The following is a 23,083-nucleotide window of genomic DNA, read 5'->3' as shown; positions in this document are numbered from 1 at the left end:
CGCGGATGGCGGCTCGGCGGCTGCGGCTACCTCGTTCGCCGCGGTTTGCCCTCGCGCGCTGCAGGGAAGGCCCCGCCCTCGCGCAAGAGCTCGTTCAGGTGCTCTCGCACGTCCGCGGGCCAGGAGCGCGTGAGCTCCGTGAAGCGCCGCTTGTCCGACGCGAAGAGCGCGCGCGACGCCTCCTCGAACAGGGGCAGGTCGCCGGCCATGACCCACATGAAGCGGCTGGCGGCGGCGCGCGCCTCCCGGGCGCGATCCTCGTCCGGGGCGCGCTTGCTGGCCTCCTCCACCAGCCTGCGGAGCGCGGCCGAGATCCCCTGCGGCTGACGCTCGAGCCACTCCCAGTGGCGGGGCAGGAGCGACACCTCGCGCGAGACGACCCCGAGCTTCGGGCGACCGGGGCCCGCCCTGGCCGGGCGCTCCGGCCTGGCGCGCGAGAGGACCTGATCGAGGGTGCCCCGGAAGTCGAAGTCGACCTGCTTCCCCGAGGCGTCCTCGAAGATCAAGAGCCGGAGCTCCGGATCCGCGTCGAGCCGCTTCTTGGCCTCGCGCAGCATCTCCTCCAGCGTGCCGCGGACGACGCGCTCGGCGCCGGCGAAGGCGGTGAAGGTCGGCAACGTCGGCGGGTCGCTCATGATGGCGACAATATTACCCGGGTATATTATTTTGGCAAGGGCCAGGCGCGACGAGCGTGGCTCGGAGGCTCCGCTCTTGCGGTTTTCCGTGCAAAAGCACAGAGTGGCGGGATGATGAAGCCCTCGTGCCTTGTGGCGATCGCCACCTTGCTCGCAGCGCCGCTGCTCACCTCTTCTTCAGCGCGGGCGGACGTCCCGCCGCCCGAGAGCTGCGACACGCCGGGGTCGAGCTGTAACAACGCAGGGCCCGCTTACAACGAGCCTGGCACGTGCACGCAGCAGAAGTGCCAGCGAACGCTGCCAGGCGAGGACGGCGGCTTCACCACGATGGAATACGACTGCAATCTGTGCATTTCCTCGGGCGGGAGCGCGACGTCCGCCGGCAGCGCGGGCGCGGACAAGGCGTCATCGGACGACGGCGGCTGCGCCATGAGCGGCGCCGCCTCGGGCGGCGCGATGGCGGGGCTGATGCTGCTCTGCGGCGCCGCGGCGCTCGTGACCGCCCGCCGGCGCCGCTGAACCGGGCGTCGACCGTGCGCGCGCCCGGTCCTCCGCCTGCGAGCGTGGCCCGCCTGCTCGAGCGCGGCGTCGCGCCGCTCGACGGCGCGCGTCGGCGCCTCTTCGGCCTGCTCCGCCGGAGCGAGCTCGCGATCGCCGTCGTGGCGCGCCCCGATCGCAGGATAGCCACCCTCGCCGCGGCCAACGCGCTCGGCGCCTTCACCATGGCGGTCTTTGCGCCGAGCGCGCTGCTCGTGCTCGGGCCCGTCCTGCTCGGCGTCCTGCACGTCGCGGCCGACGTGCGCTACCTCGTGCTGCGGCGCGGGCTGCCGTCGTGGTGGCGCGGCGTCGTCTGGGCGGCCTGCGCCGCGCTTTTGGGGCTGCGGGGCGCCCAGGAGCTCTTCGGCTCGGCCGCGGCGCTGCTCCGCGCCGAGCACGCATTGCTCGCCGCCTGGCTCGGCGCCGCGGTCGTCGCCGGCGCGCTCGCGTCGCGCGCGTGGCGGCGCGTCGCGCTGGCCGCCGCCGCCGCCGTGGCGCTGTCGGCGGCGGCGCTCGCCGCGCCGCGCGGCTTCCGGCTCGTCCTCGCGCACGCGCACAACCTGGTCGCGCTCGCGCTGTGGCTCGCGCTCTTCCGCCGCCGGGTGCGCGCGGTCGCCTGGCCGCTCGGGCTCGTGCTGGCCGGGACCGCGCTCCTCGCGAGCGGGGCGATGACCTCGCTCACCCTGCGCGCCGGGTGGCTGGACGCCTTCGGGCTGCACCTCTTCCTGGCGAGCGACTGGCTCGCTCCCGGCCTGCCGACCCGCTCCGCGGTCGCGCTCACCGCATGTTATGCGTTCCTGCAGTCCGTCCATTACGCGGTCTGGCTGCTGCTCATTCCCCAGGAAGATCACCCGGACCAGCGGACGACCACCTTCCGCATGTCCGCGCGCTCGCTCCGGCGCGACTTCGGGGACGCAGGGCTCGCCGCCGTGGCGCTCATCGCCGGCCTGGTGCTGCTCGGCGCCCTGCGCAGCGCGCTCGGCGCGCGCAACCTTGTGCTCTCGCTCGCCTCCTTCCACGGGTACCTGGAGCTCGCGCTGCTCGCGTACTTCTATGTCCGCGGCGACGTCGGCCGCCGCGCCGCGGAGGCGCGCCAGGAGCGGTCCGGGCGCGCGCGCGGGGTGGACGGCGGCGGGCCCGAGATCGCCGCGCAGCCGGCCGCGCCATGAGCCGCGTCTTCACCGATCCGCTGGTGGCCGCCTGGGCGCGCGCGTTCGCGTTCACGCTGCTCATCGAGCTCGCCGTCGCCTCACCGCTGCTCGGCGCGGCGGAGCGGTCACGAGGCCGCCGCGCCGCGCTCGTCGTCGTCGCCAACCTCGCGAGTCACCCGGCGGTGTGGTTCATCTTCCCCGCGCTCGCGATCGGCGCCACGGCGCGACTGGCCTTCTCGGAGCTCTGGGCGGTGCTGCTCGAGCTCGGCGTCTACCGGCTCACGCTGCGCGAGCTGCCTGCCACGCACGCCATCGCGGCCTCGGCGCTCGCGAACGGCGCGTCGCTCGGGCTCGGGCTGCTCCTGCGCGCCACGACCGGCTGGGTGTGAGCGGGCCGCGGGGCGCCGCTCCGCCGGCTCCGGAGCAACACCACCGCGGACAGCGCCCCTGCGGGCGGGCTCGTCCGGCGCGACATCGCTCGTTCGCCGACAGCGTGGGTGTTCGTCTCACGCAGCGCGGACGGCTCCGCTGCGCTATGACTGCGAGATGTTTGGTCCAGGGCGCCCTCAGTACCCTCCGCAGCAGCCGCCTCAGTACCCTCCGCAACCGCCGCCTTACTACCCTCCGCAGCCGCCGCCTTACTACCCTCCGCAGCCGCCGCAGCGTCCGAAGTCAGGCCTGTCGCCGCTCGTGATCGTGCTCATCGTCCTCGGCGGGTTGTTCGCGCTGGGCGTGGGCGCCATCCTCGTGATCGGCGGCGCGGTGTACCTGGTGGCGAGCGCATCGCCGGAGCAAACCGTCGTCGAGACCACGCCCTCCGGCGTGTCGACCGCCGGCGGCCTCTCGCCGGTGGTGCCCACGTCGACGAGCACCCCGCTTCGCCCCGACCAGGAGGCCGACGAGGCGGCGGGCGAAGACCCGTCCACCGGCGACCGCGCCGCGGGCGAGGCGCCGTCGCCTGCTGCCGACGACGAGACGGGCGAGGCGCCGGCGCCTCTGTCGACAGCAGCGCGGACGCCCACCTCACCGAGCGAGGGCTCCTCGAATGGAAGCCCGAGCAACGGAGGCGCGGCGGGCGGGACGTCCTGGTGGTGTACGGCGAGCGCGTCCGTGCGCGTCTGCGGCTTCGCGGGCGCGTGCAACTATCAGATGGTGTTCGGCAATGGCTCGGCGAAGGACCGCTTCCTGGCGTCGCAGCAAGCGAAGCGGTCGTGCGAGGCGAGCGCCCGCGCCAAGGGCGCCACGGCCTTCTGCGTCGTGCAGTGCAGCCCTCGCTGACGGGCGATAACGTCGCTCGCTCCGCTCCGCTCAGCTCCTCGCGCCAGCGCTAGTAGCCGCCGCTGCCGCCGACCCCCGCCGCGCTGTAGCCAGAGCTGTAGTCGCCGCCGCCCGCACCCCCGACTCCGACCGAAGTTCCGTATCCACCCTCGCCACCGTAGTAGTCGTCCGGATCTTCGTAGACGTTGATGTCGAGGTTCACCTTGCCGTTGAGCCACAGCTCGCTGCTCCCGATACCGAACGCATACTGAACCCAGCTCGTCGAATGCGGCGAGACGTTAACGTAGACATTCTGCGACGACAGCAGCGTGGCCTCCACGTTTGGATCCGTCACCGTGCCGTCCTCGACCTTCTCGAAGTGCCAGCCCGGAAGGAGCCTGACGCCGTAGTTGCCCTGCTCCAGATCGACGAGGATGGAGCTCGCGTCCGGATCCTCGTCCTCGCTGCTGACCGTCACCACAGTTCCGTAGCCACCACCGACAGCCATGGCCGAGGTATTCTCATCTTCGTAGTAGTAATAACCGTTCGAGATCTCGAACGTGGCGTCGCGGAGCCGATATCGCGCTCCAGACGCTGCATCGGCCGCGAGCGGCAAGCTGATCGAGCCGACGTCCGGCCCGCGCTCAGCACCCTGCGAGCCGCAACCGCTGAGCAAGGCCGCGAACACCACGCCAGCCGCCGCCACCGACCCAAACCCTCTGATCGTCTTGGTCATTCTATCCTCCAGATAAGCTGCCCCTCCCGGACCGGCGGCGGCGTGTGCCGTGACCTGCCATCGGTCCAGAGTGGGCCACCACCTGAGAGCAACCCGCGGGCCAACCTGAATTTCCCATAAATCAGCGTATGCCCATGGGCACACGTTCAGCACATGGCCCACAGTGAGCCAATAGATGGGCCATAGTTGGCCTGTGCAATGCCTATCTGTGCCACCGCGAGCGCACGCAAGCCGAGGCCGGGAGCGTCATGGCGCCGGCGACCGTCGATCGGCTGAGCCGGACCGGCTCGTCATCAGGCCGACCGCTCGGCGGCAGCTACCCCTCGCCCGAGAGCACCGCGGCGATCGCGACGCGCTGCCCTCGCTGCTGCCCCGCCGCGTCGGCGTGGGCCATGTCGAGGGCGGCCAGCACCGTCGACAGCGTCGTCTGGTCCAGGACCGACGACGCCTCGACGGCGTGGAGGTCTTCTCCCACGAAGTTCTTCGGGCAGGCGTCGATGACCGGCAGCGCGCGCTCGCTGGCCGGCGCGAACCGGATGGGCAGGCCGTGCGTGCGGCAGATGAGCGGCCGCGCCGCGTAGATCGCGCACCTCCCCTCCCCGTCGAGCGCCGGGCACACGCCCGGATCGCCCGCCCGCGCGCGCTCGGCCAGCGCCGCGCGGTCGGCCTCCGGGAGCGCCGCGAGCGCCTCGCGGATCGCGTCGGCCTCGATCGACGTCACCGAGAACCGCCGCCGGCAGCAGTCGCTGCACCCGGTGCGGCAGGCCATCCGCCCGCCGTGGCGGGCGCTCGCGCTCGCGAAGAACGCGTCGACCTTGGTGAAGAGCTCGTGGAGGCGCTCGCGCGGCGTGCGGTGCATTCGCCGGCGTCTATAGCGGGGCGGATCCTCGCGCGCCAAGGGCGCCTCCGCGCCGCTCGGCTCGCCCCGGCGTGCTTTCCACGTTATCCGGCGGCCACGGCGCGGCCGCTTTCGTACTCCGGCGAGGGCGCGTGCCGGGCCACGAGCTGGGCGACCTCGCCGCGGCAGGAGCCGCACCCCGTGCCGGCCTTGGTCGCGGCGCACGCCGCCTCGAGCGAGCAAGCGCCGCCCTCGATGGCCTCCCGGAGGGTCGCCTCGCTGACCTTGTGACAGTTGCAGACGATGCGCTCGGCCTGCGCCGCCGGCCCCGCGCCGCCGCCGGCGCAGAGCGCCTCCAGAGGATCGGCGGGCAGCGGATCGTTGCGATCGAAGAGCTGCACGAGCGTGGCCGCGGCCGCGGTGTTGCCGACGAACTGGGCGCCTAACAGTCGCCCGTCGCGGAGGATCAGCTTCCGGTACGTGCTCTTCCGCGTCTCCACGACCTGGAGCACGTCGTCGCTCTCGAGCTCCGGCTCGGTGCTGCCCATGGAGGTGACGTCGACGCCCGCCACCTTCAGCCGGGTATACATCTTCGTGCCTCGGTAGCGCGCCTGCGGGTTCGCGCCCGTCAGGACGTCGGCGAGGACGGCGGCCTGCTCCCAGATGGGCGTCACGATGCCATAGAGCCTGCCCCGGTGCTCCGCGCACTCGCCGATCGCGTAGATGCCGGGTACCTGGGTGGCCATCGTGTCGTTGACGACGATGCCCTTGTTGATGGGCAGGTTGGAGGCGCGCGCGGCGTCGACGCGAGGCCGGACGCCGCACGCGAGGACGACCATGTCCGCCGGCAGGACGCTGCCGTCGTCGAGGCGACAGCCCTCGACCGCCTCCTCCCCGCAGATGGCCTCGACGGTGCGCCCGGTGCGGACGAAGATGCCGCAGCGCTCGATATGCTGCTCGAGCATGTCGCCGCCCATCGGATCGAGCTGCGCGTTCATGAGGCTCTTCGCGACGTGGATGACGGTCACGTGGAGGCCCATGTCGCTCAGCACCTTGGCCGCCTCCAGGCCGAGGAGCCCGCCGCCGACCACGATGGCGTTGTCGCCCGCCCGCGCGCAGCCGCGCATCCGGACGCAATCGTCCATCGTCCTGTACACGAACACGCCCTGGCGCAGATCGCCCTCCGAGGTCGTCATGCCCTCGAGCGGCGGGACGAGCGGCTGGCTGCCGGTCGCGAGCACGGCGACGTCGTAACGATGGCGCGCGCCGTCCGCCGACACGACCGCCCTCGACCCGGTGTCGATCCGCGCCACGGAGGTCCCGCTGACGAGCCGCACCCCGTTCCGCTCGTACCAGGCGGGGGGCTTCGTGACGATGGAGTCGGGCGCCTCCCCTGCGAGCACCTTGCTGAGCAGGACGCGGTTGTAGGCGCCGCCCCGCTCCTCGCCGAAGACGGTGATGTCGTAGCGGTCCCTGGCGCCGCGCGACATCAGCTCGTCCAGCAGGCGGCACGCCGCCATGCCGTTGCCAACGATGACAAGGTCCTTCCTTCGCATCAGTTCGACTCCGAGACCCGGCGCGCCCTGACGGCGCACACCTTGAACTCCGGCATCCGGCTGGTCGGGTCCAGCGCCGGCACGGTGAGGACATTGGCGGCCTTCCTGCCGCCCCAGTGAAACGGAGCAAAGAGCGTGTCCGGCCGGATCGAAGGCACGACCGCTACCCGGAAGGTGACCGCCCCTCGCCGGCTCTCGACGAGCAGGGAGTCGCCGTCGACGACGCCGAGGCGCGCCGCCAGCCTGGGGTGGACCTCGACCTTCGGCTCGGGCTTGGCCTCCTCGAGCTTGGAGACCCGGCGCGTCTGGGCGCCGGAGTTGTAGTGTTCCTTGTAGCGGCCCGTCGTGAAGTAGAGCGGATAGGCGTCGTCGGGGAGCTCGGCGGCGGGGCGGTGGTGGACGGCGTGGAACCGCGCACGGCCGTTCGGGTGATGGAACCGCTCGGCGAAGAGGCGCGGAGTCCCCGGGTGCTCGACCGACGGGCACGGCCAGAAGACGCCTCGGTGCCGGCGTATCTTGTCGTAGGTGATGCCGCTGTAGTCCGCCTTGGCGCCCGCGGTCGCCCGGCGCAGCTCGTCGAACACCTGCTCCGCGGACGTGTACTGGAAGTGCCTGCCCGCGCCGAGGCGGCGCGCGAGCTCGCAGAAGATCTCGATATCGGTCTTCACCTCGGGGGGCGCGGGGCGGACTTTTTGCCGCAGGATCACCCGCCCTTCGAGGTTCGTCATCGTCCCCTCCTCCTCGGCGAACTGGGCGACCGGAAGGAGGACGTGGGCGTCCCGGGCCGTCTCGTTGACGAAGGCGTCACAGACCACGAGCAGATCGAGCGAGGCGAGCCGCCGCTCGATGTTGAGCGCGTTGGGCGACGCGACAGCCACGTTGGATCCGAACACGAGCAGCGCGCGGATCCCCCCCTCGGGGCCGAGCGCGTCGAGCAGCTCGTAGGCGCTCTTCCCCTTGGCCGGCAGCTCGGCAGGGTCGATGCCCCAGACGCGGGCGATGGCCGCCCGGTGCTCCGCGTCCTCGATATGCCGGTAGCCGGGGAGCTGATCGGCCTTCTGGCCGTGCTCGCGGCCCCCCTGGCCGTTGCCCTGTCCGGTGAGGCAGCCATAGCCGCTGTACGGCTTGCCGACCTTGCCGAGCGCGAGCATCAGGTTGATGAAGGAGAGCACGGTGTCTGCCCCCTTCGACTGCTGCTCCGGCCCGCGGCCGGAGAGCAGCATGCTGCTCGGCGCCTCGGCGAGCAGCCGCACGGCCTTGAGCTGATCCTGCGTGGAGACCCCGGTCAGCCGCTCGACGTGCGCCGGGTGGTACGAGAGGACGACGCGCCGGAGATCGTCGAACCCGTCCGTGCGCGCGGCGATGTACGCCGTGTCGATGAGCTTCTCCTCGAGGGCGAGGTAGAGCAGGCCGTTCGCGAGCGCCAGGTCGGACCCGGGCGTGGGCTGGAGGTGGAGCGCCGCGGCGCGCGCCGTGTCGGTGCGCCGCGGGTCGACGACGATCAGCGCGCCGCCGTTGTCGCGCTGCGCGAAGATCCATTGCATGATCGGCGGCAGGGTCTCCGCGCAGTTCGCGCCCCAGAGGAGGAGCGCCTTGGTCTGGGCGATGTCGGACACGGGGAACGGCAGGCCGCGGTCGATGCCAAACGCCTTGTTGTGCCCCGCGGCCGCCGAGGACATGCAATAACGGCCGTTGTAATCGACGTTCGGCGACTGGAGGGCGAGGCGGGCGAATTTGCCGAGGAGGTAGGTCTTCTCGTTCGTCAGGGCGCCGCTGCCGAACGCGGCCAGCGCCGCGGGGCCGTGGAGCTCGCGCAGCCGGAGGAGCCGCTCGGCGACGAAATCGAGCGCCGTGTCCCAGCGCGCCGGCAGGAGGCGGCCGGCGCGCCCGCGGATCTTCGGCACGGTCAGCCGCTCGGGGTGATCGAGCAGCGCCGCGGAGGTGAACCCCTTGATGCACATCTGCCCGCGGTTGACGGGGAAATCGTCGTCCGGTCGGACGTCGATCGCCCCCGCGTGGTCCGCGCGATCCGTCATGACCACGCCGCACTGGAAGGCGCAGTAAGGACAGTGGGTGTGCGTGGTCGTCTCGGAGGTGACGATCTTGAGCCGGAGGGAACAGCGCGGTGCCATGGAGTCGCGTCGGCCACCCTCACCGAGCGCGTCGAGGAGGCTCTCCCTGGTGTAGCAATCGCTCTGTTTCGAACGTATTTCTGAGGAATGTGCGGGCAGTTAATCTGTCGACGCCCGATGTCGCCGGCGCAGCAGAACGTTCTCCCCCAGCGCCCACACCTCGGCCCCGTCCCCGCGCACCTCGAACAGGGTGCCCCAGGTGCCGGACGCCTCGCCTCGCCAGGTGCGGCCGCCATCGATGGAGCGCAGGAGCACGCCGCGCGCGCCGCAGGCCCACAGCGTGCCAGCGTCGTCTCCCCAGAGGCTCCTGAGGCTGCCGGAGACCTGGGCCACCACCGCCCAGGTCGCGCCGCCGTCTCGAGAGCGCAGCACGTCGAAGACGCCCAGTCCGCCAGCCACGAAGAGCTCGTCGCCCCTGCCCCAGATCGCGGACAGATCGCGGGAGCTGCCGCTCTCCGCGGCTTCCCACGTGGCGCCGTCGTCGATCGTGCGGACGATGGTCCCGCCGGAGCCGACCGCCACGGCGCGCTGCTCCGGCCCCGCCCAGACGGCGCGGAGGCGCGGCTCGCGCGGGACCTCCAGCTCCAGCCACCGTGAACCGCCCGCGCCGAGGCGGCAGACCCGGCCATCGAGGACGGCGAACGCCCTTGTCTCGTTCTGCCCGTGGACCGAGGCGCCGCCGGGTTTGCCTGTCACGTCGATCCAGGAGCGCCCGCCGTCCTCGGTCCGGATCTGCGAGATGCCCTCGCCGACAGCCAGGATCGTCTCGCCGCTGCCCCACACGGAGATCAGCGCGCCGGCGTCCTCCACGGCGCTCCTCTCCCAGGTCTGGCCGCCGTCGTGGGTTCGCGCGACGGTGCCTCCGTCGCCCACCAGCACGACCCTCCCCTGGCCTTGCACCCAGAGACCCCGGAACTTCCCCCGGACAGGCACCTTTTCCCAGGGCCCGTCGAGCGGCGCGTCCCCTGCCTGGACTGGCACCTTGGCGAAGCTCTTCCCGCCATCGAGGGATCGGGCGGCGGGGCCGTCTCCCACGCACCAGATCGCGCCCTCGTCATCGCCCCACGCCGCGCAGCGGTGCTGATCGGACCGGAGCGCGGTGCGCCTCCAGGTGCGGCCCTCGTCCTCGCTGATCGCCAGGATGCCGCTTTCGCCGGACGCGATCACGACGCCCGCGGCGCCGAGCCACAGCGCCTTGATCGAGCGCCCTGTCCCGGTGGAATGCGACTCCCAGGAGGCGCCCCCGTCCCGGCTCGCGTGGGCATGGCCGTCGCCGTCGCCCACGATCACGAGCCCGCCTCGCGCGCAGAGCGCCCTCGGACTCCGGCCCGGGACCTTGTGGCGCGTCCATGTCGCCCCTTGCAGGGTGGCGAGCTGTCCTTCGAGCGCCAGCGCGAGGAAGCGGCCCTCGGCGTCGACCGCGGCGGCCTCCAGGCAGAGGTCTCCGGGGCTCGGCCCGGCTCCCCAGGTCTGGCCGTGATCGCCGGAGCGGAGGACCGTCCCGCCGAGCCCCACCGCGATGGCCTCGCCGTCGTCCCGCAGGGCGACGCCGCGCAGGTCCGCCGTCGCGCCGCAGCCCACGTCGGACCAGCGCTGCCCGTCATCGTGCGAGGACAGCAGGGTCCCGCAGTGTCCGGCGGCGATCAGCGCCGCGCCGGTGCCTGCGAGCGCGCTGAGGTCCTGGCGGGTGGACGTCTGCGCCCTCTTCCAGCGCTGGCCGCCGTCCTCCGAGCGGAGCACGTGCCCCTCGGATCCCGCGATGACAATCAGGCGACCTCGTCCCCAGACGGCGCTGTGCCGGATGCTCATTCCGGGCACGATACCAGGCCGGTGCACCGGGGGCGCTCGCGATCGTGTCAGGCCCCCGTGCGCTGCCGGCGAAGGCTCGCGATGGTCGACATCGTCGGTTGGCAACGTCGGTGGCCGTCCGACGTCTCATGCCCTCACCACAAGGAAGATCGGCGTGAGGACGGCGGCGTGTACCGGCTGCCCGACATCCGACAGGAGCGGGGTCAGACATCACCGGGCTCCTTCCGGAAGAAGTGACCGTGGAGGAACTGCCCGTCCGCCGGATCTCGGTGAACGTTGTACTTGAAGCAGCGGCTCGGGCAGCTCACATCAAACAGGTTTGGCGAATCGTGGACGCTCAGCACCGCCGAACACAAGGGGCAAACGGCCTCCACGCCCTCGTGCCTCGCGATGCAGCCGCAGAGGTGCTGGAGCTGTCGACCTTCCGCCTTGTATCGATCGCGGCGGGCGGGAGTCCAGAGGTAGAGCGGTTTGTTCCTTCTTGCGGAGAACGCCCTGGCCTGCGCACGGAACACCAGCTCGACCTCGATCGTGTCATCGCCCGACGAACGATGGAACGCGAACTCAAATTTATAGATGTCGCGGACGGCGCTGTTCGGACCGCAGTACCGTTCTGCATCGTAGGCCGCCACCAGGGCTCCGCTCGTCGACTCGAAAGGCTGTTCGACCTGCGGCAGCAATTCCTTCTCCAGAAATGCGCCGAGCGCCTCCTTGAACTCCGGGGTCATCGCTGCCGCGTGGTAGGCGCTCGCAAAGGGACCGAATTGAATGACGGCGAAGGCGGGATGCATCTTCGATCCCCAATACCGTCGTTCAGCAGCGGGCGCCAGAGCGACAGCGAGGCCCGCAGGCCGTGGCGCGAGAGCGGCCCTTCGACAGATGGATAAGTTGTCGATACAGCGTCACTTTTCAAGGAGGGAGGCGGATCGCGTGAGGTGCTCGATGTCAACCAGCGCGTACAGCGTGGCTGTACGGTGGAACCGGTGATGCCGCGGGCCCTTCATCGCGGGCGACGCGGCGGCGGAGGGCGCCCCGGCCCGCTGGAGACGCGTCGACTGCCGCCGGTGCTCGACGGACCTGCCCCATGGCGCTGGACAGCATCGGGGCCTTGCGGCGCAGAGCCGATTCATGAGACCTTTCGTGGGGGAGGCGCGACATCGCCAGTCGGTCCACCTTCGTGAAAGTCACACTCGAGTAGCCTTCTGCCCCGCCATCCCGGCCGACGGCCTCCCGCCGCGGCTGAATGTCACAGGACCTGGTGTTGCAGGATCGCGGGGAGGTCGTGGCGGTCCTCACACGAATCGACCTTCCCGGGAGCTCGGAGCCCTTCGCGCGCTCGTGGGACGTGCCCAGGAGAGCGCTCCTCAACATGATCCAGGCGGTCCACTCCATCATCAGCATGCTGGAGGCCAGCCACACGGAACGGGCGCTTGCCCTGATCTCACAACATCAGCGCGCAAGGAGCTCGAAGCCGTAATCGGACTGGAGAGCGAAGCCTCCAGCTGCGCTGCTGCAGGGCTTCACCGGTTACCTGCGGGGCGATGGCCACGCAGGGTACGGCGCGATGCTGCGCGGAGGCGGCGCCCTGCGCTCGATAGCACTGTTTCATTTCTCGAACGCCGCCGTTCCAGCCCGCCGTCTGGCGTCGCCCGCCGTGTCGCCGCATACTCTGGACGTGATCCCGGCGCGGATGCGGGGCGGGTCGGATGCGCCTGCCTCCGCACCTCGGGCTGCAGCGGGCTCATCATGTGGCTCCGCCGGTGCAGAGGACATCACGGCGGATGGAACCTGGCCTCGATGATCCGCCGCGGTGCTCCGGGCGCGTCCTTCGAGCGCGAGGGTCGCGCGCGGCCGCTGCGGCTCTTCGAGACTGGCGATTGCCGTGAAGGGAGACGACGTCGCGAGCGGCACGCGCCTCGCCGAGCTCTGGGACCCACGAGCGAATTGCAGAGCCCGACTGAAGGCAAGGCCCGTTCTACTGACCGGGTGACTAGGATCAGATTGCCATTTCCACTCCAATCATAGATATCCATGAAAACGACACGCCCGTTTAGACATTGACAGCGTTTCCGCTTCTGAGAATGATGCCTCCGCGCTGGCCGATGAAGCACGGAGCGGGCTCTCCACTGCGGAGCCCACGGGGCGTCTTGCGACGTGACCAGGATGCACCAAGGAACGCCTGCGCACGACCACGCGCTTGGCTTGGAAACATAACCCATCATAACAACACATTGGCGAACAAATGAAACACTTCTGTCACACGATGCCCATGGGCGCCCTGATCTGCGGCCTTGTCGCCGGAGGCATCTCGCTGAGCGCACCGGCTCAAGCTCAGGCGCTGGAGTTCGGAGTATACGAAGGAGAATCTTGCCCCGTAGGGTACACACCGTTGACCCCACTCGACGCCTTCTGGACGTTCTTCGCCCGCTGCGATGAGCTCCCCTATTCAGGGGTCTTTCGTATCGCAGACGGGTCCTCGATAGATGGCCCGTGGAACAACTGCCAGCAGCACGCCGACGATACCCGCGAGCTGGACTACATCCTCTGCAAGCCCAACTACCAGCTCTTTGAGATTGACGGGACCACCTTCGCGGTAGTGAGAGGCGGAGATCAGTGCCTGGAAGGCTTCGAGCACGTGGATTTCGCTACCGCCTCCGCGTACTCGGATGAGATATGCACTCACGTCGGGTACTGGGGGATTGCGAGGATCGGTGGAGGGGGCTCCATCGACGGTCCAGGTTACGGCTGCGGCGTCCGCGCGACCGACTCTCGCGAGCTCGGTGATGCCATCTGCGTAGAAATCGAGTGAACATCCCGAACCAGAGGCAAGGAGCTTGACTTTCGAGTCGCGTCTCGATTTCCTGGCCCCAAGTTCGGCAAAGGAGTGGACACTTGGAAGGCGCGACAGCGACCGGCTTGCACAATGCGCACATCGAATGCCCGTTTACCGCGGGAAGCGTCCAGCTGGCAGGCACTACCCTGTGCGACAATTGTTTCTCGCGGCTTCCGTTCGGCGCGCGCAAGGGTGTTCCCGGTTGGCGACCTCCCACGGCGTGCGACGCCTGTGGCCTGCCGCTCGCATCGCTCATCGGCAAGCCGGTGCGGTTGGACGATGGGCGGTGGACGATCCGCTGCGACTGTGGGGACCTCCTGCGAGGCTCACACCGTCGCGGCGCATTGTTCGGCACCTGGGCTTTCGTGGGAGTGCTGCCATCGGTGGAGCTCAACGTTGGTGACGGGCTCATTCCCGAGGCCGTCAGGAGCTCGAGTGACCTGGGAGCAACCTGGCGCTCGACGGTGATGAACGGGCTCGACGTGGCTGACCTGGTCACGTGGCGCTCAGGCACCATCAACAGTCTGGAATTCTCTGACGGATCGACTCACAGGTTTCTGCTCCAGTTCCGGCGGGAGAATCCCGCCAGCTGGGTCGCATACGGTGGCGCAGGTGTCGGCGGCGCAGGCATGCTTCTCTGGGCGCCGCTCATGAGGGATCCCGAGCTTGAGCGGAGGATTGCAGCCATGCTCGACAGAGCGATTCGCTGGAGGCAATCGGCTCTGGCGGGCGGCAAGCAGGGAGTGATCGAGCCGCTTCGCGCCCTCGGGAACTTCTACGCGTATCTCTGCTGACAGGTCCTGGAGCGACGGTCACCCGCACAGGAGACGGGCCCACCTCGACGTTTTCGGTGCTCAGCGCACCGGAGTGCGCTTGCGCGCCGAAAACGCCGATCTGGGCCCGTCTCCTGTGCGGGTGACCGCCGCTCTGCTCTGCATGGTGCAGAGGTGGGCGGAAACCGCTGTAGTCTCGAGGTGGGCACAGCTGCCCGGTGTCAGGCAGCTGTGTCCACCTCGAGACTAGCAGTCGAAGACCCCGGCGCCCCGCTCGATCTCGCCGAACGGATCCATGAGCGCGCGCAGGATCAGGCGCGCCGGCGCGCTCTCGATGCCCCCTGCCGCGCGCCAGGTCGCGTACCGGAGCTCGCCCAGGAGGACCCCGGCGAGCGGCGTGTAGACAAGATCGAGCGCCGAGGGCCGGACGCCGTTGGCCTCGTAGCCGTACTCCCAGAGGTGGGTGCCGGCGATGGCGAACGCGAGCGCGGCCGGGGCGCCGAAGCGGCATATCCGCGCCCTGAGGTACATCTCGCTCCCGAGCAGGCCGTGGCCGACCACGTTGATCGGCCACGGGTCGTGATCCCACCGGAAGGCGGGCTGAGCGGCGTCGAAGAGCGGCGGCTTCGTGAGCGCCTCGCCATAGTGGTATCCCCATCGCTCCGCGCGAAGGTCGGCGAAGGGCTCGGGCCACAGCACCGCCTCGACGCTGCGGGTCACCGTGAGCACGGCCAGCGTGTGCACGATCGGCGGCGCCCAGGCGGGCTCCACGGCCTCGGCCGCGGCAGCACGTGGTGACGCCTGGGGCTCCCCCGCGGCAGGCGCGCGCTCCGGCAAGGGGGCCGGGAGGCCAGGCGGAAAGGCCGACTCGGCCGGAGGAACCGCCGTGGTCCGGCCGGCGCACGCGGCGACGAGGACGGTGAGCAAAGCGGCAGCGCACAGGCGGATCGGGGCCATCGGGGAGCGGCCGCGGCGCGCGGTGGGTGCGGCGACCAGACTCGAGTCTAGAGCGACCAGCGGGTCGAAGCCGCATGCAAACAGCAAGAAGTTGAGCTGCCAGGTCGCCAGGGACGCCAAGATTTTGGTGTCTTCCTGGCGACCTGGCGGCTCATCTTCTTGTCTTCCTGACGACTCGGCGGCTCATCTTCTTGGCGTGCTTGGCGTCCTTGGCGTGCTTGGCGCTTTGGCGGCTCATTTCTCTGGTTTCCAAGCTGCTCAGCGCTCCAGCGCGACCGCGAGCCTCACAGCACCCCGCCTCGCCGCGGGCTCGCGTAGGCTCCCGCGCCATGGCCGACATCATGCTCGTCACGGGCGGCAGCCGCGGGATCGGCGCCGCCACCGCGCTGCTCGCCGCGAGCCGAGGCTACGCGGTCGCCGTGAGCTACCTGCGCGACGAGGGCGCCGCGGCGAGGGTGGTCGACGAGATCCGCGCGCACGGCGGCGTCGCCCTCGCGATCGCGGCCGACGTGAGCCGCGAAGAGGACGTCGTGCGCCTGCTCCAGAGCGTCGACCGCGACCTCGGCCCGATCGCGGCGCTCGTCAACAACGCGGGCGTGCTCGACCGGCAGGCGCGCCTCGAGGACATGACCGCGGCGCGGGTGGAGCGCATCCTCGCATCGCCCTGCCAGGGGCGAAGCCGGGCCGCTCGCGCGCTCGGCCTCAGAGGTCCATGAGGCAGTCGCAGCCGCACTGGACGGTGGCCTCCTGCTGGTTGTATTGCCGCGAGCCGATGGCACAGCCGGATTCTTCCCACGTGTCCGTGTCCGTCACCTCGTACGAGCACATCCCCGTGCCGGTCGTCTCGTCGTACCCGTTGAACTCGCAGATCTCCCGACAGAGGATGTCCCAGACCTCCGGGTTATCGTCCCGGATCGCCTCACACTCGTTCTCCGCGTGGGCCTCGAGCGCGTCGATCGCGCGGCTCTCGGCGTTCTTCTTCCGCCCGATGAGGGCACAGGACGAGCCGACGCCGTACGCCTCCATCTCGAACATCGACATGGCCACGGGAACGCACCCGAACCCTTGATATTCGTTTTCGATCGGGCTGGCGAACGCCTCGACCTCCTCCACGTCGGTCTCCTTCGAGCCTTCGAGCCCGCCACAGGCTCCAGCCGAGCCGACCGACAGCATGAGCACGGACATCCCCACGATCTTCTTGAGCAGCATGAGCGTCTCCTCCGTCTACGAGGTCACGGGTCTCGCGGATTGCGACTTCGATGCCAGCCCGTCCTCGCGGCGAGGACCCGCGCGATCTCCGCGTGCGCGCGGTCCGCTCCTGCTTTTGGCGCTCGCGCGCCCGTCCTGCGACGCCGGGGAGCCTGCCACACGGACCGGGTGTGACAGGTGTCAGGTGTGGCAGGCGGTGACACGGCGATGGCCTGCATCGGCGTGCTCTCCGGAACGCGCCCGGACCAGCGGGCCGGATCGCGGACGAGCCCTGCTCGTACGGCGCGGCGGTGGGCGCGGCGCTCGCTCACGACGGGCGGTACCGCGTCCCTGGGGGACAAGTCCTATCGCGGCGGCGACCCCGGCCATGCGCCGGCCTCGCCCGCGCCGATCGCCTCGCTCACCACGGCCGCCAGCGTCCGCGCCGCATCCCGGAGCGCGCCCTCCGAGTGCGCGCCGAACCCCAGGATGAGCCCGGGCGCGCGCGGCGCGCGGGCCGAAGCGCGCGCCGCCGTGCTGCGCGAGAGCGGCTGCGCGTCCACGCCCCGCGCCGCGAGCGCCTGGACGATGGCCACGTCGTCCACGCCCGCGGGCAGGTCGAGCGTCAGCACCGAGCCCCCCGCGGGCGCCCGCGCCCGGACGGCGCTCGGCAAGAGCAGCCCGAGCTCCGCGAGCAAGAGGTCGCGCCGGCGCCGCGTCGCCTGCTTCAGCTTCCGGAGGTGGCGCGCGAAGTGGCCCTCGTCGATGAAATCGGCGAGCGCGGCCTGCAGCAGGTAGGGCGGCGAGCGCGTCGACGCCGCGCGCACCATGGCCACGGCGCGCACCAGCGCGGGCGGCACGATCATGAAGCCGAGCCGCAGGCCCGGGAACAGCGAGCGGCTGAAGGTCCCCACGTGGATCACGCGATCCTTCACGCCCTCGAGGTCGAGGCTGAGGAGCGAGGGCAGCGGGGTGCCGTCGAACCGCAGCTCGCCCTCGTAGTCGATCTCGACGACGGCGGCGCCCGCCCTGGCGGCCCAGGACAGGAGCTCGATGCGCCGCGGCAGCGTGAGCCGCGCCCCCGAGGGGAACGCGTAGGCCGGCGACACGAAGGCGACCCGCGCGCGCGGAGCGCCCCGACGTCGATGCGCGCCGGCGTGCACCCGGAGCCCGTCCTCGTCGACCGGGATCGGGATCGGCCGCGCGCCCGCCATGCGCACCGCCGCGCGGAGGGCCAGCGGCCCCGGGTCCTCCACCCAGGCGGCGTCGCCCGGATCGAGCAGCGCGCGGCAGCACAGGTCCACCGCGGCCTGGGATCCCTCCGTGATGAACACCTGGTCGACCGTCGCGCGCACGCCGCGGGCCACCGCGATGTGGTGGAGCACCGCGCGCCGGAGCAGCGGCGCGCCCCGCGGATCGTGATCGAGCGCGTCGGCCGCCGACATCGAGCGGACGCGGCGCGCGAGGCACCGCTCGAAGATGCGCCACGGGAGCAGCTCGAGGTCCGGCAGGCCGACGCCGAACGGGCGCGACCGCGCGCGGCTGCCGAGGAGCGCGTCGAGCTTGTCGGGGGGCACCACCGCCGAGAGCCGCCGCGCGCTCTTCGACGTGCGCGGCGCGGCCGCCGCCGGCTGGACGCGGGCGGCGCTCTGCCACCCCGCGCGCGCCGGCACGTGCGCGACGACCGGCGCCCGCCGAGGGCGCACCACGATGGTGCCGTCCGCGGCCAGCGCCTCGTACGCCGCCACAGTGGTGTTGCGCGACACGCCGAGCTCCCGCGCGAGCTCGCGGGACGACGGGAGCAGGTGATCGGGCTGGAGGACGCCGTCCAGCACGGCGCGGCGCAGCTGCTCGACCAGCTGGGCGGCCAGCGTCGCCGGCGCGCCGCGCTGCAGGTGGAGGAAGGCGTGGGCGGCGTGAGAGGCGGAGCGCGCTGGCACCATCGAAACCGGCGTATCTGGAGCTTTCCAGGGTGCCAGATCCAGGGCACCGTGTCGACGAGGAGCCAGCCATGCCCACCGCCGATGACCTCACGACGCTGTTGACCGCCCGCGAGCGGCCCACCGCCCGCGAGCGGCCCACCGCTCCCCCGCGGCGGCCGCTCGAAGGCGGCAAGACAGGCGAGCTCTCGTCGCGCATCGCCCGCCGGGCGGCCGAGGCGCACGCCGGTCAGCCGCTCGATCGGCTCCTCGCCGAGGACCTCCCGGGCAACGAGCTGACCACGCTCCTGCTCCATTGCCTGCGCCGCCGCGCGCTGCGGCGGAGCTTCGCCGACGTCCTCGATCACGCGGAGCGCGCGCCCATGACGCACGCCTCGACGGCGGACGCCCGGCGGCTGCACGCCCTCGACGCGGCGGCGTACGCGGCGGCGGCGGGCTTCGAGGCGGTGGATCTCGCCCCGATCGGGCCGCTCGGCGCCACGGCGTGCGCGGGCGTCGAGCCGAACAACGTGCTCGCGACGGTCCGCTTCGCCGAGGTCGCCGCGGATCCCACGACGGGGCTCGCGCTGCACGCCGCGCGGCGCCGGCGCGGGACCCGGGGCGGAGAGCCGCTGCGGTTCTGCGCGAGCCAGCGCGTCCTGCGCATGCAGCCCACGACCCAGCCGGGCTTCACGCCGCACTTCCGCCTGTTCGCCCTCGTGACGGCGGCCCGCTCGCCGGCCCGCGGCGAGGACGACGCGTGCGAGCGGCGCGCCCTGCTCGAGCACCTCGTCGTCTGGGCGGACCTCGTCCGCGCGCTGCCTCACGCGGGCTTCCGCGCCGCGGGGCTGCGCGTCGTGCTCTCCGACACGTCGCTGGTCCGCGCGAGCCTCGGCGCGCGCGGCGTCGACGCGGACGCGATGGCGCGGCGGGCGAAGGCGCACGAGCCCGGGTCGTCCGAGGCGGCCCTGCGCGAGGCCGGCGTCGATCTGCCGCGGCGCGCGGCGGATCTCGTGGGGGCCGCGCGGTCCCTCGGCCTCGGCCCCGAGCTCCTCGCGCGCGCCGAGCGCTGGGTCGCCGAGGTCAGCGAGCCGCTCGCGCGCGCGCGCCCGGAGGTCGAGGTCGTGCACGATCTCGGGCGGCTGCAGGGGCTCGGCTACTACGCCGGGCCGTTCATCCAGCTCGTCGTCCGCCGGGACGACGGCCTCGAGCTCCCGCTCGGGGACGGCGGCGCCTTGCCGTGGCTCGGCGCCCTGCTCTCGAACCGCCGCGAGCGGATGGTCGCGACCGGCATCGGGAGCGAGATCCTCGTGAAGCTCTTCGATCGATCGGAGGCTCGGGCCGGCGAGGCTCGACCGGAGGGAGCGACGCCATGATCCTCGAGATGCCCGCGTTCACCCTGCGTCCCTGGGCGGCGGTCGACGTCGACGCGCTCGTGAAGAACGCGAACGACCGCCGCGTCTGGGCGAACCTCCGCGATCGCTTTCCGCACCCGTACACGCGCGACGACGCCGAGGGCTGGATCGCGCACTGCGCGGCGCGCGCGCGGCCCGGCGAGGCCCTGGCGATCGTGGTCGCCGGCGAGGCGGCCGGCGGCATCGGCCTCGAGCGCCTCGACGACGTGCACCGGCACACCGCGGAGCTCGGCTACTGGCTCGGCGCGGCCTACTGGGGCCGCGGGCTGGCGACCGAGGCGGTGATCGCGCTGACGCGGTACGGCTTCGAGCAGCTGGGCCTCGAGCGCATCCAGGCCGGCGTCTTCGACTGGAACGGGGCGTCCGCCCGCGTGCTCGAGAAGGCGGGTTACGCGCTCGAGGCGCGGATGCGCCGCCACGTCGTGAAGGACGGGCGGCTCGGCGACGTGCTGCTCTACGCGCGCGTCCGGGAGGACGCGCTGGCCGGCGGGCAGCCGTGAAGCGCCGGGCGGCACGGGCGCCGCCGCGCGCCGCGCGCCGCGTGGATCGACGCCTCACCCGCGCGGGCGGCCCTCGCCTCCCGCCGAGGGCGCGGGCGCCTCTGCCGCCGCGGGCGCCTCGTGCCCCGCCGCCTCGGCGATCGGGAGCGTGAAGTAGAACCGGGCCCCCTGCCCGACCTCGCTCTCCACCCAGATGCGGCCGCCGTGCGCGTCGACGATCCCCTTGGCGATGTAGAGCCCGAGGCCGGTGCCCTTCTTCCCGGGCGTCTCGTCCTTCCAGAACCGCTCGAAGATGCTCGTGAGGTTCTGGGGTGGGATCCCCGGCCCCGAGTCGAGGACGGCGAAGCGGGCCATCGCCCCGTCCCGGTCCACCGAGAGGGTCACCTGGCCGCTCTTGGGCGTGAATTTCAGCGCGTTCCCGAGGAGGTTCGACAGCACCTGGAGCACGCGCTCCCACTCCGCGCGGATCACGAGCCCGGGCTCCTTCAGGGATTGCTCGAACCGGACCTGCTTCGACTCGGAGAGCGGCCCGAACATCTCCATGGTCTCGTGCAGGAGATCCTCCACCGCGCACGGCTTCGGCGTCACCGAGAACCTGGAGGCTTGCATCGTCGTCACGTCGAGCATCGTCCTGATGAGGTGCTCCATCCGCAGCGAGACGTGCTCGATCGACTCCGCTTGCTGCCGTGTTCGCTCGGAGTCGGCGCCCCGCCGCAGCCACGCGGCCTTCAGCGCGATGGCGCCGAGCGGGTTGCGCAGATCGTGGGCCACGATGCCCATGAGCTCGTCGCGGGCCGCCAGCGCCAGGCGCGCGGCGTCGCGCGCCTCCCGCGCCTTGTGGTACGGGCCGCCGAGGAGCTTCGTGAAGTACCAGGCGATCCCCAGGCCGGCCAGCACCAGCAAGCCCAGCAGGCCCTCGAGCCACAGCTCCAGCCGGGCTCGCTCCGCCTTCGCGTCATCGTAGAGCTGCTTGAGGAGGTCTTGCTTATGGTCGACGAGGCGGGCGAGGGAGCCCTCGAGATCGCGGTGACGCGGCCTCAGCTCCTCATCGAATCGACGCACGAGCTCGCTCGCGTCGCCGGTCCGCTGCCGGGCGGCGAGCAGCTCTTCCTGAATCCGGACGAAGTGCCTGGCCGCCTGCTCGACCTCGGCCACCCGCTGGAGACCGGTCGGGCTGAGCGTCCGGTCTCGAAGCGCGCTGACGTGCTCTTCGAAGCGCGCCCTGGCGCTCTTCGCCTGCTCGAGGAGCTCGCGATCGCCGGAGATGAGGTAGCCCCTGCCGTCAGACACGATGAGCTCGCTGCTCCACCGGAGCCGCTCAGCGAGCGTGATCTCGTGCTCTTTGGCGCGTAGCCGATCGATCTGAGCCTCGGCCACGGACGAGAAGCGCCGCACCGAGAACGCCATGCCGAGCGCCAGGAGCAGGGTGAGGATGGCGTAACCCATCCTCGCCGTGGCCTCGAAGCGCGTCCGCGTCGGCATGACCGAAGTTCCGTCCTCTCGGCGGGCGTCGGCGGATCCGTGGGGCTGAGCCACTCCGCGAAGGCTAGGCCGCGTTGCGCGAAGAGCAAGGCGCCCCGGCGCCGCACAGCATGGCGAGACGCGCTCCGGCGGCGAGCGGGAGCGTGGCAGGACAATGCGCGACGAGCGGGGCGACTCGACCTGTCGAGGGGGCGAGGGGCATCTCGAGGCGGCCAACGGATGACAAGAAAGCGTTCCTCGGTGTAAAGAGTGTGCGTCATGACGGACCGAGCGGCGAACCGGGTTCGCGCGCGGCGCGAGGCGCGCGGGCTGTCCCAGGTGGCGCTCGCCGAGCGCGCCCGCCTCACGAGGCAGAGCGTGGGCGCCATCGAGGCGGGCCGCGCGACCCCGGCGGTCGACGTCGCGCTGCGCCTCGCGAGCGCCCTCGACTGCTCGGTCGAGGTCCTCTTCGGGGGGTCGAGCGCGGCGGCGGACCTCGCGACCGAGACCGACGCTCCGGCGGCGCTGGGCCGCGCCGCGGTCGCGCGCATCGCGGACCGCTGGGTCTCCTACCCCCTCGAGCAGGACGCGGTGCGGGTGGCCGCGGACGGCATCGTGACCGGCGAGCGGCGCGGGAGGGCTGTCGTCGAGCCCCTCCGGGCGCTCGCCGAGGTCGAGGAGAACGTCGTCGTGATGGGCTGCGCGGCCGGCCTCGGGTTGCTCGCCGACCGGCTCAACACGAGGCCGGGGCCGGGGCGGTTCCTCTGGTTCCCCCGCTCGAGCACCGCGGCCCTCCAGGCGCTGGCCCGGCAGCGGACCCACGTCGCGGGCGTCCACCTCGTCGACGCGCGCACCGGCGAGGCGAACGTCGCCGACGTCCGCCGGCTCGGGCACGCCGAGCCGATCGTCCTCATCACGCTGGCGCGCTGGGAGGCGGGCCTCCTCGTTCGCCGCGAGGACGCCGGCCGCATCCGCGGCGTGGCCGACCTCGATCTCCCCGGCCTGCGCCTCGCCGGCCGCGAGGCGGGCGCCGGCGCCCAGCGGCTCCTCGAGCGCGAGGTCCGCGGCCACGGGCTGCCGCTCGAGCTCGCGCGCAAGCCGCACCTGCGGGTCGCCGGCCACCTCGACGTCGCGCGCGCCGTGGCGATGGGCGCGGCGGACACCGGCGTCGCGACGCGCGACGCGGCGATGGCGTTCGGGCTCGGCTTCGTGCCCCTGGCCGAGGAGCGCTACGACCTCGCTGTCCCGCGCGAGGGGCTCGATGACGGCAGGGTGCAGCGCCTGCTCGACGTCCTCGTCTCAGGGGAGTTCCGCCGTGAGCTCTCGGCGCTCGCCTACGACGCTCGGCAGGCGGGCGAGCGGGTCGCCGAGGTGCGAGCGGCATGA

Annotated in this window: 21 protein-coding genes; 10 read left to right on the top strand and 11 right to left on the bottom strand. The window is 71.8% G+C overall.

What is annotated here, in order from left to right:
• Positions 1–26: 26 nt before the first annotated feature.
• Positions 27–635 (bottom strand): DUF2239 family protein, encoded by a 609-nt coding sequence (locus WMF39_RS06390; protein WP_437744656.1) that lies wholly within the window; start codon positions 633–635, stop codon positions 27–29.
• Positions 636–746: 111 nt separating this feature from the next.
• On the opposite strand from WMF39_RS06390, the gene WMF39_RS06385 reads away from it, so the two are divergent.
• From WMF39_RS06385 to WMF39_RS06370, 4 genes are all read left to right on the top strand, one after another.
• Complete coding sequence (locus tag WMF39_RS06385) at positions 747–1,154, top strand: hypothetical protein (protein ID WP_437744655.1); 408 nt, start codon at positions 747–749, stop codon at positions 1,152–1,154.
• A gap of 14 nt (positions 1,155–1,168) precedes the next feature.
• A complete protein-coding gene (locus WMF39_RS06380; protein WP_437744654.1) occupies positions 1,169–2,341 on the top strand; it encodes a hypothetical protein in 1,173 nt (390 codons plus the stop codon).
• Complete coding sequence (locus WMF39_RS06375; RefSeq protein WP_437744653.1) at positions 2,338–2,712, top strand: hypothetical protein; 375 nt, start codon at positions 2,338–2,340, stop codon at positions 2,710–2,712. The genes WMF39_RS06380 and WMF39_RS06375 overlap by 4 nt, the downstream gene beginning before the upstream one ends.
• Before the next feature lie 157 nt (positions 2,713–2,869).
• A complete protein-coding gene (locus WMF39_RS06370) occupies positions 2,870–3,601 on the top strand; it encodes a hypothetical protein (protein WP_437744652.1) in 732 nt (243 codons plus the stop codon).
• Positions 3,602–3,650: 49 nt separating this feature from the next.
• Here the strand turns inward: WMF39_RS06370 and WMF39_RS06365 are convergent, their stop codons facing one another.
• The 6 genes from WMF39_RS06365 to WMF39_RS06340 form a co-directional block, all read right to left on the bottom strand.
• Entirely contained in the window at positions 3,651–4,316 is a 666-nt protein-coding gene (locus tag WMF39_RS06365) for a hypothetical protein (protein ID WP_437744651.1), read from the bottom strand.
• 316 nt (positions 4,317–4,632) lie between these two features.
• Positions 4,633–5,175 carry a YkgJ family cysteine cluster protein gene (locus WMF39_RS06360; RefSeq protein ID WP_437744650.1) on the bottom strand — a complete coding sequence of 181 codons (543 nt, stop codon included), beginning with the start codon at positions 5,173–5,175 and terminating at the stop codon, positions 4,633–4,635.
• Positions 5,176–5,258: 83 nt separating this feature from the next.
• A complete protein-coding gene (locus tag WMF39_RS06355; protein WP_437744649.1) occupies positions 5,259–6,710 on the bottom strand; it encodes an FAD-dependent oxidoreductase in 1,452 nt (483 codons plus the stop codon).
• The gene (locus WMF39_RS06350) at positions 6,710–8,842 is read right to left on the bottom strand and encodes a molybdopterin oxidoreductase family protein (RefSeq protein WP_437744648.1); all 2,133 of its coding nucleotides are present in this window, start codon (positions 8,840–8,842) and stop codon (positions 6,710–6,712) included. The genes WMF39_RS06355 and WMF39_RS06350 overlap by 1 nt, the downstream gene beginning before the upstream one ends.
• A 99-nt stretch (positions 8,843–8,941) precedes the next feature.
• A complete protein-coding gene (locus WMF39_RS06345) occupies positions 8,942–10,651 on the bottom strand; it encodes a WD40/YVTN/BNR-like repeat-containing protein (protein WP_437744647.1) in 1,710 nt (569 codons plus the stop codon).
• Positions 10,652–10,854: 203 nt separating this feature from the next.
• Entirely contained in the window at positions 10,855–11,442 is a 588-nt protein-coding gene (locus WMF39_RS06340; RefSeq protein WP_437744646.1) for a hypothetical protein, read from the bottom strand.
• A gap of 1,598 nt (positions 11,443–13,040) precedes the next feature.
• On the opposite strand from WMF39_RS06340, the gene WMF39_RS06335 reads away from it, so the two are divergent.
• Positions 13,041–13,460 (top strand): hypothetical protein, encoded by a 420-nt coding sequence (locus WMF39_RS06335; RefSeq protein WP_437744645.1) that lies wholly within the window; start codon positions 13,041–13,043, stop codon positions 13,458–13,460.
• A gap of 407 nt (positions 13,461–13,867) precedes the next feature.
• Positions 13,868–14,278, top strand: a complete 411-nt coding sequence (locus WMF39_RS06330) for a hypothetical protein (RefSeq protein WP_437744644.1) — start codon at positions 13,868–13,870, stop codon at positions 14,276–14,278.
• 225 nt (positions 14,279–14,503) lie between these two features.
• Here the strand turns inward: WMF39_RS06330 and WMF39_RS06325 are convergent, their stop codons facing one another.
• Positions 14,504–15,214 (bottom strand): DUF3943 domain-containing protein, encoded by a 711-nt coding sequence (locus tag WMF39_RS06325; RefSeq protein WP_437744643.1) that lies wholly within the window; start codon positions 15,212–15,214, stop codon positions 14,504–14,506.
• 329 nt (positions 15,215–15,543) lie between these two features.
• On the opposite strand from WMF39_RS06325, the gene WMF39_RS06320 reads away from it, so the two are divergent.
• On the top strand, positions 15,544–15,930 hold the full coding sequence (locus tag WMF39_RS06320) for an SDR family NAD(P)-dependent oxidoreductase (RefSeq protein ID WP_437744642.1): 387 nt from the start codon (positions 15,544–15,546) through the stop codon (positions 15,928–15,930).
• On the opposite strand, the gene WMF39_RS06315 is transcribed toward WMF39_RS06320, so the two are convergent.
• Both WMF39_RS06315 and WMF39_RS06310 read right to left on the bottom strand, forming a co-directional pair.
• Positions 15,917–16,423, bottom strand: coding sequence for a hypothetical protein (locus tag WMF39_RS06315; protein ID WP_437744641.1), 507 nt, complete (start codon positions 16,421–16,423; stop codon positions 15,917–15,919). The genes WMF39_RS06320 and WMF39_RS06315 overlap by 14 nt on opposite strands.
• A 344-nt stretch (positions 16,424–16,767) precedes the next feature.
• Entirely contained in the window at positions 16,768–18,345 is a 1,578-nt protein-coding gene (locus tag WMF39_RS06310; RefSeq protein WP_437744640.1) for a PLP-dependent aminotransferase family protein, read from the bottom strand.
• Between the two features lie 68 nt (positions 18,346–18,413).
• Here WMF39_RS06310 and WMF39_RS06305 point away from each other — a divergent pair, with 68 nt between their 5' ends.
• Together WMF39_RS06305 and WMF39_RS06300 are read left to right on the top strand one after the other, a co-directional pair.
• Positions 18,414–19,697: a hypothetical protein gene (locus WMF39_RS06305; RefSeq protein WP_437744639.1), complete on the top strand. Its 1,284-nt coding sequence runs from the start codon at positions 18,414–18,416 to the stop codon at positions 19,695–19,697.
• On the top strand, positions 19,694–20,236 hold the full coding sequence (locus tag WMF39_RS06300; RefSeq protein ID WP_437744638.1) for a GNAT family N-acetyltransferase: 543 nt from the start codon (positions 19,694–19,696) through the stop codon (positions 20,234–20,236). Before WMF39_RS06305 ends, WMF39_RS06300 begins: the two co-directional genes overlap by 4 nt.
• 54 nt (positions 20,237–20,290) lie before the next feature.
• On the opposite strand, the gene WMF39_RS06295 is transcribed toward WMF39_RS06300, so the two are convergent.
• Positions 20,291–21,718 (bottom strand): sensor histidine kinase, encoded by a 1,428-nt coding sequence (locus WMF39_RS06295; protein ID WP_437744637.1) that lies wholly within the window; start codon positions 21,716–21,718, stop codon positions 20,291–20,293.
• Positions 21,719–21,976: 258 nt separating this feature from the next.
• Here WMF39_RS06295 and WMF39_RS06290 point away from each other — a divergent pair, with 258 nt between their 5' ends.
• Entirely contained in the window at positions 21,977–23,083 is a 1,107-nt protein-coding gene (locus WMF39_RS06290; protein WP_437744636.1) for a substrate-binding domain-containing protein, read from the top strand.

Origin of the sequence: Sorangium sp. So ce1504, from assembly GCF_051521635.1 — a bacterium.
Lineage (GTDB): Bacteria > Myxococcota_A > Polyangia > Polyangiales > Polyangiaceae > Sorangium > Sorangium cellulosum_B.
The sequence above is the reverse complement of the archived record's forward strand: the minus strand, read 5'-3'. Positions and strand labels throughout refer to the sequence as shown.

Coding starts and splice junctions, on each gene's coding strand:
- WMF39_RS06355 (WP_437744649.1), bottom strand. CDS start 6,710: ATGCGAAGGAAGGACCTTGTCATCGTTGGCAACGGCATGGCGGCGTGC.
- WMF39_RS06310 (WP_437744640.1), bottom strand. CDS start 18,345: ATGGTGCCAGCGCGCTCCGCCTCTCACGCCGCCCACGCCTTCCTCCAC.
- WMF39_RS06350 (WP_437744648.1), bottom strand. CDS start 8,842: ATGGCACCGCGCTGTTCCCTCCGGCTCAAGATCGTCACCTCCGAGACG.
- WMF39_RS06295 (WP_437744637.1), bottom strand. CDS start 21,718: ATGCCGACGCGGACGCGCTTCGAGGCCACGGCGAGGATGGGTTACGCC.
- WMF39_RS06305 (WP_437744639.1), top strand. CDS start 18,414: ATGCCCACCGCCGATGACCTCACGACGCTGTTGACCGCCCGCGAGCGG.
- WMF39_RS06325 (WP_437744643.1), bottom strand. CDS start 15,214: ATGGCCCCGATCCGCCTGTGCGCTGCCGCTTTGCTCACCGTCCTCGTC.
- WMF39_RS06385 (WP_437744655.1), top strand. CDS start 747: ATGATGAAGCCCTCGTGCCTTGTGGCGATCGCCACCTTGCTCGCAGCG.
- WMF39_RS06340 (WP_437744646.1), bottom strand. CDS start 11,442: ATGCATCCCGCCTTCGCCGTCATTCAATTCGGTCCCTTTGCGAGCGCC.
- WMF39_RS06345 (WP_437744647.1), bottom strand. CDS start 10,651: ATGAGCATCCGGCACAGCGCCGTCTGGGGACGAGGTCGCCTGATTGTC.
- WMF39_RS06315 (WP_437744641.1), bottom strand. CDS start 16,423: ATGCTGCTCAAGAAGATCGTGGGGATGTCCGTGCTCATGCTGTCGGTC.
- WMF39_RS06370 (WP_437744652.1), top strand. CDS start 2,870: ATGTTTGGTCCAGGGCGCCCTCAGTACCCTCCGCAGCAGCCGCCTCAG.
- WMF39_RS06300 (WP_437744638.1), top strand. CDS start 19,694: ATGATCCTCGAGATGCCCGCGTTCACCCTGCGTCCCTGGGCGGCGGTC.
- WMF39_RS06365 (WP_437744651.1), bottom strand. CDS start 4,316: ATGACCAAGACGATCAGAGGGTTTGGGTCGGTGGCGGCGGCTGGCGTG.
- WMF39_RS06290 (WP_437744636.1), top strand. CDS start 21,977: ATGACGGACCGAGCGGCGAACCGGGTTCGCGCGCGGCGCGAGGCGCGC.
- WMF39_RS06375 (WP_437744653.1), top strand. CDS start 2,338: ATGAGCCGCGTCTTCACCGATCCGCTGGTGGCCGCCTGGGCGCGCGCG.
- WMF39_RS06390 (WP_437744656.1), bottom strand. CDS start 635: ATGAGCGACCCGCCGACGTTGCCGACCTTCACCGCCTTCGCCGGCGCC.
- WMF39_RS06320 (WP_437744642.1), top strand. CDS start 15,544: ATGGCCGACATCATGCTCGTCACGGGCGGCAGCCGCGGGATCGGCGCC.
- WMF39_RS06360 (WP_437744650.1), bottom strand. CDS start 5,175: ATGCACCGCACGCCGCGCGAGCGCCTCCACGAGCTCTTCACCAAGGTC.